Genomic DNA, 15289 nt, shown 5'->3' with positions numbered 1-15289 from the left:
GGTGATTAGACAGTTTGATTTTATATTTGAGTTTGATAGGCTGCGAGCTAGCGATGAGACTAGGATAGATCCACTCTGGGCTAGAGAGTGGGCAGATAAATTTATCGCTAGTTTTAGAGCCAACTCTAGCACAAATGACGCCATATGCGTGCAAATAAATGGCGATAAAATAGCCTCTGGTACGAGGGAGATATTTGGCTTTTCTCTGCTTTTAGCAGCTAGTGTGGCGGATTTAAAGCGTGGATTTAGGGCGAAGTTTAGGGAGTATTTTGTAGGGGCAAATGGCGTTAGATTGGTGCCGTTTTTTAAGCGTGAAGCCAGAGCCTTTAACTCCATAGTCTCTAGCTTTTCGCCTACTTTAAAGGGCGATTTTATCGAGGCTTTTGAGGAATTTAAAGCAGCTATAATAAAAGGCATTGAGCCTGAAGCTAGAGAGGAGTTTGCTCTATTTTTAATAAATTTAAACATATGGCAAATAAAACAAGATGACGATAGCCAAACCCAAAAAGTAAAAACTGATAAAAACAACACCCTCTTAGACTGGGGCGAGCTAGCTCACAAAGCCCCAGAGCTTCACCCGGCCGACATAGTAGCAAAAAGCGAGCAAAAGCCTGTGCTGCCGCAGATAGTAAAGATAAAAGAGAGCGAGATAAAGCCATCCGTAACCAAACCCAAAGAGCAAAACGAAGCAAAACAAACCCCAAGGCAAAAAGCAGCCCTTTATCATCAAAATATCCTAAATGACTGGCAGGAGCTTTTTGGCGGACGTGCGATAGATAGCGGATATGATGAGGCTAGCTTTGTTGCAGCTAGCAAAAATGTTAAAAAATCTAGCCAAGAACCAGCCAAAACAAACAGAGCAAAGTCAGCTAAAAAGCCTAAACTAGGCTGGGGTATGGGCGTGATAAAGTCAGTCTTTAAAAAGCTTTACTGTCTTAATCCAAAGCGTTTTGGCAAAGAATTTAAAAAGCAGCATTATACGCTTGTGTTTAAGGAAAATGAGAAATTTTGGCTAAAAAGTCTAAGTGGTAGCACACGTGCGGAGATATTTTTATCTGCTTTTGCTATGATTGAGGGGCTTTATGATTATAGGCTTATGCGCTTTGAGGAGCTTGAGGGAATTTATACTAATCACATAAGCTTACTTGATACAAAGGCGCTAAAGAAATTTACCACTAGGCTTTGTAATTTAGCGCAGGATTATCACAAGCTAGCTTATATAAATGACAGTAAGCTTTATACATTTGATAGCTTTTCAAAGCGCCTTTTTAACGTAACTCACAGAAGCGATCAGAGGGTTTTTACTCCGCTTGTGCTTTTGCTTTTTAGACATACTCCGCGCTCTGATTTTCGCTCTTGTGCTGGGCTTATTGAGCGGTTTTATCTATTTCGTTTACTGTGTGGGCGAAATGAGGATTTGGGGCTGTTTTTTTGGAATATTTTTGAAAATTTAAAGCTAAATAGATGTCAAAATGCCATAGGCGAGCTTAAAAAGCGGCTTTTTGAGGATAGGTTTGTAAGCGTACCTAAAAAAGCCGAAGTCTTAGAAGCTTTAAAAAATATGAGAGATAATTTTTATGCTAGGTATGTGCTTTACTGGCTTGAGCTTTATTTAAGAAAAGAGCATAAAAAATGGCGTGGACGAGGTCTAGCGATGCAGTATACGCTAGAGCATATCCTACCTCAAGCATATCGTACGCACTGGAATATAAAGGACGAAAGCGCAGTTGAGGCTTTAATCTATCAAATAGGCAATATGACGCTTTTGCAAGATGAGCTAAACGTCGCCATAAGCAACCTAGGCTGGCTGCAAAAGCGCACGATAATGCGTCTAGACAGGGAGCCTATGCTTTTAAATGAGAGTATTTTAGAGCTTCCTAGATGGAGTAGCGGGCATATCATGGCTCGCACGAAGTGGCTGAGTGAGCTTTTTGTGCAAGTTTGGCAACCGCTAAAGGATTAGGTGTGAATGATGATTTTTATATGCGCCTTGCTATTAAAACAGCGTGGCAGTATCAGGGGCTAACCTACCCAAATCCAGCTGTTGGCTGTGCACTTTTAGACGCAAATGGCAGGCTTTTGGCCATCGAGGCTCATAAAAAGGTAGGCTACGCTCACGCTGAGCTTAGTGCGCTATGGAGTGCAGTAGCGCGTGGTAGTGGCGGTAGTGGCGTGGCTAGGGAGGTGCTGGCTGAGGTTTTTGCTGCTTTGCTTGAGGTGGATAAATTTAAGCCCCAGCAGATAGATGAGTTAATAGAGGCTATTTTAAGCGCCTATTCTAGCTATGAGTTACCTAGCCTTGGTCAGAGTCTTTATATTTACGGCGAGGATGAGCTTAGGGAAAAAGCTGGACTAAAGAGGCTTTTTGAAATTTATTCAAAATGCAAGATTGCTGCTGATAGCGCATTTTTGGGTTCGGATTTTTTAGTGCTTTGTCATAACTTTATACTCTCTTTGCCTACACTTCTTTATCCTGCGCTTATATCTCGTGCTGGCAGGCTAGGGCTTAGCGGAGGGTGCGCTTATGTAAGCCTTGAGCCTTGTAGTCATACCGGACGTACTCCGCCTTGTGCGTCGCTTTTAGCGGCTTTGGGGCTAGCGCGCGTGGTAATAGGAGCAAATGATACACATGATATAGCAAGTGGTGGAACGAGTATACTAAAGGCTGCTGGAGTTAGCATAAGCTATGCCTGCGAAAGTGAGGCTAGGGAGCTTTTAGAGCCTTTTAAACATTGGCAGCTTGGGAGTGGCTTTAAATTTGCAAAGCTTGCCATTAGCATAAACGGCGTAGTAAGCGGTGGGGCTATTTCTAGCACTTTAAGCCGTATGCACATGCATGCGCTTCGTACTAGACTTGAGCTGCTTGCAGTTGGCGGTGGTACGATTAGGGCTGATATGCCTAGGCTTGATGCTAGGCTTGTAAAAGGCAATGCGCCTAATGTGGCTATTTTTTCAAGGGGTAGCAGTGTCATTAGTGCGCCTTGCTTTTTTGTTAAGGGGCGCGATGTGCGTGTGCAGAGTGAGCTTGAGTTTAGCGAAAAATTTATAATGTTTGAGGGTGCACAGGGACTTTTTGAGCTTCTTTGTAGCGGTGCGCTAGGCGTGGATATGGTGCTTATTTATCAAAGTAGTGAGTTTAAAAATGGCAAAAATTTAAGCCTTGATTTAAATCTTATCCCCATTTATGAGGACAGGCTAGAGGAGGATAGATATGGCTGGTATAGGCTTAAGGCGTAGATTTAAGGCTTTGGTTTTGCGTCATTAAAATTTTTAGTGGCGTGATTTCTTATGGATAAAATCCGCAAAAGCTACTTGAGTTATCTTTATCAGCAAACTCTAAAATTGGATAAAACTCTTATACCTGTAATTTGGCGAATAGGACGATTAAATTTAAGCCGATTTTATAGACAAAACCGCTCGGATTTTAGAGTTAGAAAGCCAAAAAGCGTTTATAAAAATGTTTACGTGTCTAGGATTTGTTTTCATCAATGGTAAATTTAAAAAATAGCATTTACCTTAAACCACAACACAAGCTTAATGCCACTAATTAATGTCAGAGGTTTTTTATTGCCACTATTGCTTTGTAATTTCGTCTTAGTAAGACCGCTGGTTTTTTATAGTCCACAATGTAAGCGATATACTTGCTTGCGTCTAGTTTTGCTCTGCCTAAGTTAGGCTAGTTTGTATCATTGAATAATTTAGAAAGTAAAGCTTTTTAATAAAGCAAATGTTTTTAAATTATGGCAATGCCTTGCTTTATGTACGCATAGCAGTCAGTTGCTCCACTAAGTTATTATTTGGCTTGTATGCTTTCTGTGCTTTAAGTAAGCACCGTCGCATAATACGAACGGTTTAGCACAAAGCTTGCCCTTTAAAATTCCTAAAATATGCGAAATTTATGGCAATAAAATAGAATAAATTTATAATACACTACAAAATCTACAGTAAATGGAGGTGTGCGCCTTAAATTTATTATAAGATTAAAGCTATCGAGGCTTAAGAGCGCGACAAAATCCCTAGCCTAAGCCTCATTTTTTAAAGATTCTTTTTCGTAAGGGGCTTGCTCCCCCCCCCCCCATTTGACGAGAGGCGTTTCGCCTTTTGCCAAATTCATCCATGACTATGCAGTTTTTGCCGTTTTGCTTGCCCTCATAGAGTAAAATATCGGCTTGTTTTACTATTAAATCCATGTCTGGAGAGACGCTTTCATCGCAAAATACCATGCCAAAAGTCATAGATACCGTTAGGCTTAGCTCGTCTTGTTTGACTTTATTTGAATGGATTATGCTACGAGCATGCTCGACCATGCGATAGGCTTGGTCTTTTGTGGTGTTGTTTATTAGGATTAAAAACTCCTCTCCACCCCAGCGACATAGAAAATCCTCCTGCCTAAAGGCGCTTTTTAGAGCGTTTGAGACGTGTACGAGGACGATGTCGCCCACATTGTGTCCGTAGGTGTCGTTTACTTTTTTAAAATTATCTATGTCGCAGATAATTAGGGCAAATTTTTGATTTTTGCCAAAGACTTCGTTTTTAAAAAAGCTCTCCATGGAGTTTCGATTAAGAAGCTTTGTGAGTGGGTCGTAATTTGCCACTGTTCGCATATTTTCTTTTTCCTCGTACATGTTGTTGTAAAAGAGATTGTTTGAAATTTCAAGCAAATACGCAAGCACGATAGAAAAAGTAGTAACAATCATGATGTTTATCATAAAAAGCATCTCTTTTTGGTCGCTGTAGTCTGTATTTACGGGTGCATCTATGAGTATAAAATACCAAAATACAAACATTGCTCCAGAGAGTATGACGACACCGTGGCTTAGTGTTTTATACACATGAGGTGCGAAAAATATAGTCAAAAGTAGTGCAAAAAATAGTAGCTCAAAGCCATACCCCCAGCCTAGCGTAAACACGCAGACGCTAGCGTAAATGATGACCTCGGCTTGGAGTATGAGTATGGCGACTTTAAAGCTGCTTGGGTTGTCATTTACTAATTTTATTATGAAAAAATAGCAAGCAACAGAAAAGATATTTACTACTACAAGGCGATAAATTCCTTCAGGAGCGCCATCTACAAATAGAAAATAAAGTAGGTAAAATACATGTGTAAAACCTGCTAGGATTATGATTATGCGAGAAGTTTTAAGCGTGCGCTCGTCTTGTGAGCTCATCATCTTAGTATCTCCATTTCTATTCTATCTTTGCCGTTTTTCTTGCCTAGGTATAGTAGCTCATCGGCGCGTTCTACTAGCTCCTCTATTGTTGTTTTTGTGCCGTTTGGGCATATTATCATGCCAAATGTCGCTGTAACTGGGTTTTTATTTGGTAGCTTGATTGAACTTACATTGGATAAAATTCGGTCTTTTATGATGTGGATAAACTCAGCTTTTGTGCTAGGTAACACTATAACAAACTCCTCTCCACCCCAGCGACATAGTAAGTCGTTTTTTCTAAACACTCTCTTAAGCACACCAGCTAGCTCTTTTAACACTATATCGCCCACGTTATGTCCGAAGGTATCATTTATCTTTTTAAAATTATCAATATCGCCTAAAATCAGCACCAAACTACCATTTATCTTATTATTTCTCAGCATATTTAGCTCATAGTTTAGTAGCTTTTTCATAGCTCGCCTATTTAGTAATCCAGTCAGATGGTCATGCTGGCTTGTCTCTTCTAAATTTTGCTTTTCTTTGGCGATTTCTTGATAGCTTGCGGCTGTTACTATATTTGCAAAGCTTGAAAGTCGTAAAATCACAAGAAAATTTGCACTAAATATAAAGATATAGCTTAGTTTTATAAATAAGTTTAAGCTTATATTAAATATTCCAACCTGCGTTATACCTATATTTAGCAGGCTTGCTATTGTCTCGCCGTCCGCGGTGCTTCGGTATAGGAAAAATAGCACAAACAAGATAAAAGCCTCAATTATCGTTGCTCCGTAGGTTATTATTTTGCTATTAAAAGTGAGAAAGTATCCCAAAAATATAAGCCCCAAAATAATAAACCAAAAGCCAAAATCCCAACCAAAATTTACTGTGCTAATTATTGAAATGGCGGTAAAGTCGATATATGCCCATATAGTTATGGCATTTTTACTCATGCTTTTATAAGAGCTAGTAAATTTATTCCATAAAATAATGCTAATAATCGCCATAATCACGCTAAAAATAACAACAGGTATGACAAATTTATCCGTGTTGTTATCTATCATTAAAAGTCCGATTATGATATTTCCTATATGACCAAATATCAAGGTAAGCAGGATAAAACGATAAATTTGATTTGTGGATTTGTATTTGCTTTGATCCCTGTGTTCAAATTTATCATTTAAAAATCTTTCTAGCACGTGCTACCTTTAGTACTCATAGCTATCTTCTTCATCCTCGTCTATATACTCATAGTCATCCTCATCGTATGAGTAGCTACGCTCATCTTGCTCAAATTCGTCGCTTTCATAATCGTCGTATTCAAACTCTTCGTTTAGTTTAAGCATTGTTTTCTCCTTTATCACTTTGGATTGTTTTTAACTGTGTTTGGTTTTGTACTTCAAGCGCATTTGCAAAATAAAGGCTCTGGCTAGGAAAGGCAAAACTAAGTCCATTTTTGGTGACTATATCCATCACCTTAAATAAGACATCTTGTTTTATAGGCAGATATTCGTGCCTATGTATAGGCTTTGCAAAGCAATAGACCATTATATCTATCGAGCTATCGCCAAAGTCGCTTAAGCAGACGTAAAGCTCGCTTTTATACCCTGCTAAGTCGTTTATGCTGACTATGTTTTGCTTGTATCGTTGTCTTAGGCTACTAGCTTCAAATTTGCCACCATTATCCTCTTTTGAAATCATCTCATGAGCCTCTAGCATCGCTTTTATGTCGTTTATGCACTTACGCAGAGCCTCTGGAGTAGAGTCGTATGTAACGCCCACGGTGAAATTTATAAGCCGCCCAACTTTTCGCCTTGTCCAGTTACGTATGGAGTTGCTCGTTAGGACTGAGTTTGGCACGAAAACTAGGGCATTGTCAAATGTGCGTAGTGTGGTTTTTCTAAGCCCTATCTCTACTACTGCTCCCTCTATATCACCACAGACTATCCAGTCGCCTTGAGAGAAGCTATTATCAAATAAGAGCATAACAGAGGCAAAGAAATTTGCTATTATGTCTTTTGCCGCAAATGCTACGGCAAGTCCGCCAATACCGAGGCTTGCTATTAGTGCAGAGATGTCAAATCCAAGTCGGCTTAGTATCATAAGAATAGCTATAACTACGACTATAAAATAGACTATTTTTAGGATTAAATTTATCACTTCCTTGCGTCCGCTTTTTTGTACTAGTGCACTAAGAAGCACCATCCCGTAGCCATTTAATAGCATGAGCGCTAGCCAGCAAAAGCAGGCAATATAGGCTACGCCAAGTGCGCTAGCTAGGGGGCTAGGTATGAGCTGTGGGTAGTAAGCTACGTTTAAGCAAATTCCAACAGCATAGGCAATAAGTAGTGCTGAGATAGGGTTTTTAATTATCTCTAGGACTTGATCTTTTAGGGCTTCTGCGTGCATGCTTTTGGCAAAAATCGCAATAAAAATGTGATATGTAAGCTTTGCTAAGAGTTTAGTCAGCGAGATAAAAAAGGCAAAAATCACAATGATGATGAGAATTTTTCCGTAGTTTATGTACTCTGAGAGCGGAATTTTTTCATTTATATAATCAATAGCCATTTTTAGGTTTAAATTTGATAGAAAAAAGCTAGACCCAAGCAGATCTGCATTATCTCGCAAATAGCCTAAGATCTCCTCGTAGTTTTGCTTATTTGCCATCATTGAATTAAAGTCTTGCTCGTTTTTGCTCTCTGCGGCAATGCTCTCTTTTAGCTCCTCAAGCTGCCTGTACTGGCTTGTTTGCATTTTTAGTATTACGCCTTCGATGTAGCTTTTTATCTCGGCGGTTTTGGAGTTTTTATCAAATTCTTTCCCAAGCTTATTTAAAGCCTCGTAAAAATTTAGTCTAAATTCTGCATTAGCAAGCTGGATATTTGCCGATACGCTCTTATTAGAATTTGTCGCATTTTGCGCCTTTGCTAGATCGACATTTAGCCCCTTTATAAGCTCGTCACTTGCTGCATTTTGCATTATTAGTACGGGAATTTGTGTGAGTAGTTTTTGGCGGTTTGCCTCAAGTGGCTTTGTGTTTACTAGACCGCTTTGGTTTGAGTTTTTGTCATTTTGGGCTTTTATGATGCTTATTTGATCACTTAATTGCTTGATTTGTAGTACCGTCTGCTCTAGCTTTGAAATTTCTGCTTTTGCACTCTTATCCGCACTTAATGGCAGATAAAAAATCGCAAGTAAAAGTGTAAATTTAATAGCCGCTTTCAATGCTCGTCCTTTCTTATTGCAAGCAGTTTAAAGCTTCTTTCTTTTAAATCGTAGCTGAAAATCTCGCCTGTTTCTATGATGTAGTGCCAGCCGTAAATGTTTAGCTCGCCATTTTCGCAGGCCTCCTCGACACCTGGATAGGTGAGGATGTTTTCTATTGAGTTTATTACATTTAGGCGTTCAGTTAGCCAAGCTATTTTTGCCTTATCATCCCCGCTAAATTTAAGCACCTCTGATTTTATAGGCTCGATTAGCTTTATCCAGTGTCTTACATTTGGCATTTTGCTAAACTCACTCTCTGGCTTATAAAGCGCTGCACATCCACCGCAGTCAGAGTGTCCGCAGACTATTATTGTTTTGATATTTAGCGCGTATAGGGCGTACTCTATGGCCGATGTGGTAGATAAGTACTCCTCGCTTATTCTGTATGGTGGGACGATATTTGCCACGTTTCGCACCATGAAAAGCTCCCCAGGTAGGCAGTTTGTGATTAAATTTGGTACCACTCGACTATCTACACATGAGATAAAAAGCGTGTGAGGGTCTTGGGCATGCTTTAAGCTTGCAAAAAGCTCTGCATGCTCTAAAAATCCCTCCTCCATAAATTTAACAGCGCCCTTAAGTAGCGACTCCATTCTCTCTCCGTTAGTGTATAAAATGTCTGCTATTATAGCAAAAATGTGTTAAATTGACTTAAAGTGCGATTTCTGCTAATATATGGTCTTAAAAATTTAAGGAGTAAATATGAGTTTATATGACAGAAATATCGCTAGCTCTTATGAAAATGAGCGCTATGCTGAGAGTTCCAGAAGTGCTTTTATCAAGCAGACTTATCAGCTTTTTGCTGCCTCTTTGCTAGCTGCTAGCGCTGGTGCTTATATAGGCACTGGTTTTGCTGGGGCGCTTGTAGGTGGAGGGTACTGGGTGCTTGTTATAGCTGAGCTTGCTTTGCTTTTTGGCTTGCAGGCGGCTAAGCGCAAATCACCTTTGAATTTGATCTTGCTTTTTGCCTTTACATTTGTAAGTGGGCTTACGTTAGCTCCTATTATAGCTATTACGATGGCAAGTGCTCAAGGCGGCATAATCGTAGCTCAGGCTTTCACGCTTACGACTGTAGCATTTGGTGGACTTAGTTTTTTTGCTATGAATACAAAGCGTGATTTTTCAGCTATGGGAAAAATGCTATTTATCGCAGTTATCATACTTGTAGTGGCTAGCCTTATAAATTTATTTTTCCAAAGTAGCACTGCGTCTCTTGTTATTTCTAGCATTGGTGCTTTTGTTTTTAGTGCTTTTATCCTTTATGATACGCAAAATATCATAAAAGGTGCGTATGAGACGCCTATTGAGGGTGCTGTTGCGCTTTATCTTGATTTTGTAAACCTTTTTGTTTCGCTGCTTCAAATTCTAAGAGCATTTAGTGGAAGTAGAGACTAAAAGAGCCTTTAGCGCGCTTGATGAGAGCTTGCGCGCTAAACTTGCTCGCATAATCGATGCAAATTTAAACCGCCTAAAAGAGGGACTCCGAGTAGTTGAAGATATACGTAGATATGGCTATGATGATAGTGCTCTAAGCCGTCGTATAAAGGGGCTAAGGCACCTTGCAAAGCTCGAAGTAGGCGAGCTTTTGGAGTATCGTGATAGTATAAGTGACGTACTTAAAAAAAGTGTGGATAGCGAGCTAAATCGGACTAATTTAGATGATATAAGTACTGCAAATTTAAAGCGCGCACAAGAGAGTGCCAGGGTGCTTGAGGAGTGCTTTAAACTCTTTGACATAAGCTTAAGCGAGACCTTTAAACATATTCGATACGAGCTTTATGATATAGAAAAACTTCTTTAACAATAAATTTAAATCTTTTTTAGTATAATCTCGAGTTAAAATATTTTTAAATTAAGGATAAAAATTGACAACTCTTTTTCTGATTTCGCAGTTTGTCCTAGCTGTTATCATTACCATTGCGGTTTTGTTGCAAAAAAGCTCATCTATCGGACTCGGCGCATATAGCGGCAGCAATGAGAGTCTGTTTGGGGCAAAGGGGCCAGCTGGATTTTTGGCTAAATTTACGTTTGTAATCGGTGTGGTTTTTGTGCTAAATACTCTGGCTTTAGGCTATTTTTACAACAAAGAGACAAGTAAATCTATAGTCGACACCCTGCCATCTGTAATACCTCCAGCAGCACAAAGTGCCTCCGCTACAGATGCCCCTGCTGCACCTAATGTTCCAATGGCTCCTTTAGTACCAGCTAGTAAGGACGAGACTAAAGCCCCTGCGCCAGCTAACTAAACCAAAATGAAAAAGGTAGTCGCGTTTTTATTGCTCGTCATAGCTGCGCCAGCTGCCATAGCCGACGCGCATGTTTTGGTCTATCATCGCTTTGAGGAGCCAAAACACCAAAGCACTTATATAAGCACGCAAAGGCTTAGAGAGCATTTTGAGTATTTTAAAAAAAATGGCTACGAAGTCGTCCCAGCTAGCAGGTTAGTAGCTGCTATTAATGGCGCAGAGCCAGTTGGTGAGCGCTGGGTGGTTTTGGCCATAGATGACGGTTACCGTAGCTTTTATGAAAAGGCGCTTCCTATATTTCGTGAGTATGGGTATCCTTTTGTGCTTTTTGTCTATGTGCAAGCAAGTGCAGAGGAGTATGGCGATTATATGAGTTTTAATCAGATTAAAGAGGCATCAAAATACGGCGAGATAGGACTTCACGCCTACGCTCACCCTCATCTTTTAAGGCTAAATGACAAGGCTGTAAGAGAGGATTTTGCCAAGGGTTATGAGATTTTTAAAAGCTACTTGGGATATGCTCCAAAATACTATGCCTATCCCTACGGCGAGTATGATGAGCGTATACTAAATATCGCAAGAGAGTTTAAATTTGAAGCAATTTTTAACCAAAATACAGGCGCAGTGGCAAATGATAGCCCACTTGATGATTTAGACCGTACGCCAGTTTCAGAGCTTACGCCACTGCCGTTTGCTCTTTCTGGTGATTTTTTAAATGCACAGTGGGAAGTTTTGCCTGATTTTCCTAGGATTTCTTATATAAATGGTGTGCGGATAAAGACTAAAAGCGAGGCTAAAGAGGGCAAGCTTTTTGTAAGTGGGCAGGGTGGCTTTAAGCCTGTAAAGCTCGAAAATGGCGTACTTGAGTATAAATTTAAAAAGCCAATATCTAGGTATGCCACTAGAATAATTTTAAAAGTAGGACACAAATCAACAAGTAAAATTTTAACAAAGGATAACTATGCTAAATGAAGTTTTTAACAACCAAAAGCAGGCATGCGATAAGGCACTAGAACATTTACGTCGTGATTTTGGTACGTTGCGTACAGGGCGCGTTAATATAAGTATTTTAGATAATGTAAGCGTGGATTATTACGGCTCGCCTACTCCGCTAAATCAAGTCGCCACAGTCCTAGCCAGCGATGCTAGCACCATCACTATAACACCATGGGAAAAAAGTATGATAAAAGCAATTAGTACGGCTATTCAAGCCGCTAACATAGGCGTAACCCCAAATAGCGACGGCGAAGCTGTTAAGCTATTTTTCCCTCCGATGACGGTAGAGCAGCGTCAGGAAAATGCAAAGCAAGCCAAAGCAATGGGTGAAAAGGCAAAAATCAGCGTCAGAAATATCAGAAAAGATGCAAATGATGAGGTAAAAAAACTAGAAAAAGATAAAGCCATTACCGAGGATGAGAGCAAAAAAGCTCAAGATGAAGTGCAAAAAATCACCGATAGCTACAATTCCAAGGTCGATACTTTGGTAAAAGAAAAAGAAGCTGAGCTTTTAAAGGTGTGAGCGTGAATATCGAGCAAATTTATCGCGAGGCTGGTGCATATTTGCAGGGGCATTTTCTACTTAGCTCTGGCAAGCATTCCCAGTTTTATCTCCAAAGTGCAAAGGTGCTTGAAAACCCTACACTTGCCGCAAAGCTAGCCGATGAGCTAAGTGCTGTTATAGCGGAGTTTGGTGTGAATTATGATAGCGTTTGCTCGCCAGCTCTTGGTGGGATTTTGGCCGGCTATGAGCTAGCACGCGCTGGTGAGAAGCGCTTTATTTTCACCGAGCGAGTGGGTGGTGTGATGAGTCTAAGGCGTGGCTTTGATGTAAAAAATGGCGAGCGTTTTATCGTCTGTGAAGACATTATCACCACAGGTAAATCAGCTTTAGAATGCGCAAGTGTTATAGAGAGTATGGGTGGCGTGGTCGTAGGCTTTGCCGCTTTGGCAAATCGCAGCTTTTGCAAGCTTGCAAACATAGATGGCGAGCTAAAAAGTGAGTGTAAAATCCCTGCAAATAAGCCCGTTTTTGCCCTTGGAAACTTTGAGTTTGAGATTTACGAGCCAGATGATTGTCCTCTTTGTGCTAATGGTAGTGAAGCGATAAAGCCAGGAAGCAGGGGAAATTAATTTTTTGCTTGATTTATTTAAAAACCAGTCCGTCTTTTTGCTTTATGCGGTGCTGGTTTTTTAAATTTGCTCTAAAATATTGTGTGTATTTCCCATTGTAAATTTAAAAATAGCGCACTTCTAGCTTTGTCGTTGCAAACGAAGCGTATTCTGGTAATTAAAGACACTTTTTTAGTGTAAAAAGGTTATAATGCAAAGCAAACTCAACCCTTGATGTAAAATAAATTTAAATGCACCCTCTCCCAGCAAAACATAATTAAAATTTAAGGATTTAAATTTATCGTAGCACTAACGACATCGCTAACTTCTAGAGCGTCGGCGAGCAAACCTAGGTTGCTTTTATTTAAATAATATATCGTTTTGCCAAAGAAGCCTAAAATACGCTAATAGGCAAGCAAATTTATTAAGAGATAAACGCGCTTATGTTTGCCGTTTGACGCAAAAAGCCGTACCACGGAGCAAGCCAAGCTAAATAAATTTAAGCCCAAACCAAGACACAGCAAAATTAAAATTTCGCGGTTTGGGCATTAGCAATAAAGGTAAGACAAGCCACCCTAGCTATAAAATAATCCACGGGAAAAATAATTTCCTCACTAAATTGCATCTAGGGCGAATACTATTAAACCAGCCTAAGACGGATCAGGTAGACCTGTGATTCTGTTTCTTATATCTCGCCTTACTATCTCCATTCCCCAAAGCCAAACAATATGCCCAAAAATCTCGCTTAAATGCTCATCTAACGGCATTTCAGATAGCGGCGGTACTTCGCCAATAAGAGGCATGACGATGACGTGTGCAAAAAGATAGATAAAAAAGCCAAAAACCGCACCCTGCCACATCTTAATGCGCGGCCACGCCTCCGCAATCATACAATACGCCACTCCAAAAACGACCGAAAATAGCACATGCACGATAAAAATAGAAAGCGGCTGACTCACTCCAGAAAACACGTAAACCCAGTCCGTGGCGGCACCTATTTGCTCTAGGAAAATCTTTGGCGGAGTTACGCGCTCAAGTGCGCCTAGCGGGAAAAAAACATTTGGATCTCGTGGTGGGAAAGGCACCTCCCAGCCCCATTTGACAATAGCACCAAAAACACCTGCTAAAATGCCTATTAAAAAGGCCAAACCGTAGCGTCTGCTGCTAGGATTTGTAAAATACATACAATACTCCTTAAATAAATTTTTCAAATTTTAAATCAGAAATGTAAATAAATTTTTAATTTTAATATCTAAGTAGTATTTAATAATACCCCAGCGAAAGTGTGGGCGTCAGGCGGATCTGTCGCTCAAGGGGGCTTGGCGAGAAAAACTTGCTCTTTTCTATATAAATTTGCTTATCGTAGCTAAGCCCCAAATCATCATAAAACTGCCGCAAATCGACAAATTTCACCCCGCAAACGCTAATTTGGCGTATGAGCGAGTAAATGCTTGAGCCATTTGATCGCACCAAATGCGAGCTAGCAAGCCCACTAAAAGCGCAAAACGCCGAAGCCAGCACCAGCCCATCAAGCCTAGTGCAGCGCGCTAGAAGCGGCCGAAACTTAGGTGCCACGCTATCACGCCGCAAAAAAACGACACGTGAATGCGGATACTTCGCCGCCACCGCAGACGCCCAGAAAGTGTAGGCATTTACGCTCACGTTAGCCAGCTTTGCTAGCTCAGCATTTAGCACGTAAGCGTCTAGAAATTCATTCGCCCCAAGGCTCGTGCGTGTCATTTTGGCTGGCTTACTAGCTTGCTTGCTAGCTTTGAAGCCAGTGGTGCGACGACTAGGACGCAAGGATAAGCCACGACAAAGGCCTTGCCCCAGCCCACTAGCCACAGCCAACCAAAGCCGCTTACTAGCCCCACGGCTATGTAAAGCATCACGCCAGAGATGATAAAGCTCATAATCCCTGCCATAATGAAGCCAAAAACGAAGCGAAAATATTTAGCGGGTATCAAATTTTCTCCTTTAAAAGGCTCTATTTTATCAAATTTTTAGACAAATTTGATTAGTAAATTTAAGCTTAAAGCACTTTTGGCTATCATTTTAATTTTAAAGGAGAGAAAATGAAACAAATCATAAGCACAAAAGACGCCCCTGCAGCGGTGGGAGCGTATTCTCAGGCGGTGGCGGCTGGTGGGCTGCTTTTTACTTCAGGGCAGATTCCGCTTACTCCAGCTGGTGAGCTAGTGGGCGGGGATATAAAGGCACAAACCACGCAGGTGATGAATAATCTAAAAGCGGTGCTAGCTGCGGCTGGACTGGGTTTTGATGATGTGGTAAAAAGCACGGTTTTGCTTGCTAGCATTGATGATTTTGCTGGTATGAATGAGGTCTATGCGAGCTATTTTAGCACCGATTTTCCAGCGCGTTCAGCCTTTGCCGTTAGGGACTTACCAAAGGGCGTAAAAGTCGAAATCGAGATGATAGCAAGGCTAAAGTAGCGCTTTGCCCCCCCTTTTTTTTTAATCAAGGGGGCTTTGGTTTTTAAATTTAAGCTTGTGCAGGAAG

Annotated in this window: 17 protein-coding genes; 9 read left to right on the top strand and 8 right to left on the bottom strand. The window is 40.6% G+C overall.

What is annotated here, in order from left to right; translation table 11 throughout:
- The first annotated feature begins 1 nt into the window (after nt 1).
- Together LBC_RS08630 and ribD are read left to right on the top strand one after the other, a co-directional pair.
- Complete coding sequence (locus tag LBC_RS08630; protein WP_221254027.1) at nt 2-1963, top strand: HNH endonuclease family protein; 1962 nt, start codon at nt 2-4, stop codon at nt 1961-1963.
- A gap of 2 nt (nt 1964-1965) precedes the next feature.
- Nucleotides 1966-3237, top strand: coding sequence for a bifunctional diaminohydroxyphosphoribosylaminopyrimidine deaminase/5-amino-6-(5-phosphoribosylamino)uracil reductase RibD (ribD, locus tag LBC_RS08625; RefSeq protein ID WP_221254026.1), 1272 nt, complete (start codon nt 1966-1968; stop codon nt 3235-3237).
- A gap of 791 nt (nt 3238-4028) precedes the next feature.
- Here the strand turns inward: ribD and LBC_RS08620 are convergent.
- The 5 genes from LBC_RS08620 to LBC_RS08600 are packed head-to-tail and all read right to left on the bottom strand — an operon-like array spanning nt 4029 to nt 9007.
- The gene (locus tag LBC_RS08620) at nt 4029-5171 is read right to left on the bottom strand and encodes a GGDEF domain-containing protein (protein WP_221254025.1); all 1143 of its coding nucleotides are present in this window, start codon (nt 5169-5171) and stop codon (nt 4029-4031) included.
- Complete coding sequence (locus LBC_RS08615) at nt 5168-6346, bottom strand: GGDEF domain-containing protein (protein ID WP_221254024.1); 1179 nt, start codon at nt 6344-6346, stop codon at nt 5168-5170. The genes LBC_RS08620 and LBC_RS08615 overlap by 4 nt, the downstream gene beginning before the upstream one ends.
- A 9-nt stretch (nt 6347-6355) precedes the next feature.
- Nucleotides 6356-6493: a hypothetical protein gene (locus tag LBC_RS08610; protein ID WP_221254023.1), complete on the bottom strand. Its 138-nt coding sequence runs from the start codon at nt 6491-6493 to the stop codon at nt 6356-6358.
- Nucleotides 6486-8372, bottom strand: coding sequence for a mechanosensitive ion channel family protein (locus LBC_RS08605; protein ID WP_221254022.1), 1887 nt, complete (start codon nt 8370-8372; stop codon nt 6486-6488). The genes LBC_RS08610 and LBC_RS08605 overlap by 8 nt, the downstream gene beginning before the upstream one ends.
- Nucleotides 8369-9007: a carbonic anhydrase gene (locus tag LBC_RS08600; protein ID WP_221254021.1), complete on the bottom strand. Its 639-nt coding sequence runs from the start codon at nt 9005-9007 to the stop codon at nt 8369-8371. Before LBC_RS08600 ends, LBC_RS08605 begins: the two co-directional genes overlap by 4 nt.
- Before the next feature lie 109 nt (nt 9008-9116).
- Here LBC_RS08600 and LBC_RS08595 point away from each other — a divergent pair, with 109 nt between their 5' ends.
- From LBC_RS08595 to pyrE, 6 genes are all read left to right on the top strand, one after another.
- Nucleotides 9117-9809, top strand: a complete 693-nt coding sequence (locus LBC_RS08595; protein WP_221254020.1) for a Bax inhibitor-1/YccA family protein — start codon at nt 9117-9119, stop codon at nt 9807-9809.
- Nucleotides 9793-10215: a thiamine-phosphate pyrophosphorylase gene (locus LBC_RS08590; RefSeq protein ID WP_260173407.1), complete on the top strand. Its 423-nt coding sequence runs from the start codon at nt 9793-9795 to the stop codon at nt 10213-10215. Before LBC_RS08595 ends, LBC_RS08590 begins: the two co-directional genes overlap by 17 nt.
- Nucleotides 10216-10279: 64 nt before the next feature.
- A complete protein-coding gene (gene secG, locus LBC_RS08585) occupies nt 10280-10660 on the top strand; it encodes a preprotein translocase subunit SecG (RefSeq protein WP_221254019.1) in 381 nt (126 codons plus the stop codon).
- A 6-nt stretch (nt 10661-10666) separates the two neighbouring features.
- Entirely contained in the window at nt 10667-11632 is a 966-nt protein-coding gene (locus tag LBC_RS08580; RefSeq protein ID WP_221254018.1) for a polysaccharide deacetylase family protein, read from the top strand.
- Nucleotides 11622-12179, top strand: a complete 558-nt coding sequence (gene frr / locus LBC_RS08575) for a ribosome recycling factor (protein WP_221254017.1) — start codon at nt 11622-11624, stop codon at nt 12177-12179. The genes LBC_RS08580 and frr overlap by 11 nt, the downstream gene beginning before the upstream one ends.
- 2 nt (nt 12180-12181) lie before the next feature.
- Nucleotides 12182-12790, top strand: coding sequence for an orotate phosphoribosyltransferase (gene pyrE, locus LBC_RS08570; protein WP_221254016.1), 609 nt, complete (start codon nt 12182-12184; stop codon nt 12788-12790).
- Between the two features lie 629 nt (nt 12791-13419).
- On the opposite strand, the gene LBC_RS08565 is transcribed toward pyrE, so the two are convergent.
- From LBC_RS08565 to LBC_RS08555, 3 genes are all read right to left on the bottom strand, one after another.
- Entirely contained in the window at nt 13420-13953 is a 534-nt protein-coding gene (locus tag LBC_RS08565) for a DUF1440 domain-containing protein (RefSeq protein ID WP_221254015.1), read from the bottom strand.
- Between the two features lie 79 nt (nt 13954-14032).
- On the bottom strand, nt 14033-14509 hold the full coding sequence (locus LBC_RS08560; protein WP_221254014.1) for a cysteine permease: 477 nt from the start codon (nt 14507-14509) through the stop codon (nt 14033-14035).
- Nucleotides 14506-14736 carry a DUF2798 domain-containing protein gene (locus LBC_RS08555; RefSeq protein ID WP_221254013.1) on the bottom strand — a complete coding sequence of 77 codons (231 nt, stop codon included), beginning with the start codon at nt 14734-14736 and terminating at the stop codon, nt 14506-14508. The genes LBC_RS08560 and LBC_RS08555 overlap by 4 nt, the downstream gene beginning before the upstream one ends.
- A 108-nt stretch (nt 14737-14844) precedes the next feature.
- On the opposite strand from LBC_RS08555, the gene LBC_RS08550 reads away from it, so the two are divergent.
- Nucleotides 14845-15222, top strand: coding sequence for a RidA family protein (locus tag LBC_RS08550; RefSeq protein ID WP_221254012.1), 378 nt, complete (start codon nt 14845-14847; stop codon nt 15220-15222).
- Nucleotides 15223-15289 lie beyond the last annotated feature (67 nt).

Origin of the sequence: Campylobacter sp. 19-13652 (assembly GCF_019702925.1) — a bacterium.
Classification (GTDB): domain Bacteria; phylum Campylobacterota; class Campylobacteria; order Campylobacterales; family Campylobacteraceae; genus Campylobacter_A.
The sequence above is the reverse complement of the archived record's forward strand: the minus strand, read 5'-3'. Positions and strand labels throughout refer to the sequence as shown.

What these genes read in the sequence shown, in the direction of transcription:
- LBC_RS08620 (WP_221254025.1), bottom strand. Translation starts at nt 5,171, where the DNA reads ATGATGAGCTCACAAGACGAGCGCACGCTTAAAACTTCTCGCATAATC.
- LBC_RS08610 (WP_221254023.1), bottom strand. Translation starts at nt 6,493, where the DNA reads ATGCTTAAACTAAACGAAGAGTTTGAATACGACGATTATGAAAGCGAC.
- LBC_RS08600 (WP_221254021.1), bottom strand. Translation starts at nt 9,007, where the DNA reads ATGGAGTCGCTACTTAAGGGCGCTGTTAAATTTATGGAGGAGGGATTT.
- LBC_RS08595 (WP_221254020.1), top strand. Translation starts at nt 9,117, where the DNA reads ATGAGTTTATATGACAGAAATATCGCTAGCTCTTATGAAAATGAGCGC.
- LBC_RS08580 (WP_221254018.1), top strand. Translation starts at nt 10,667, where the DNA reads ATGAAAAAGGTAGTCGCGTTTTTATTGCTCGTCATAGCTGCGCCAGCT.
- frr (WP_221254017.1), top strand. Translation starts at nt 11,622, where the DNA reads ATGCTAAATGAAGTTTTTAACAACCAAAAGCAGGCATGCGATAAGGCA.
- LBC_RS08565 (WP_221254015.1), bottom strand. Translation starts at nt 13,953, where the DNA reads ATGTATTTTACAAATCCTAGCAGCAGACGCTACGGTTTGGCCTTTTTA.
- LBC_RS08560 (WP_221254014.1), bottom strand. Translation starts at nt 14,509, where the DNA reads ATGACACGCACGAGCCTTGGGGCGAATGAATTTCTAGACGCTTACGTG.
- LBC_RS08550 (WP_221254012.1), top strand. Translation starts at nt 14,845, where the DNA reads ATGAAACAAATCATAAGCACAAAAGACGCCCCTGCAGCGGTGGGAGCG.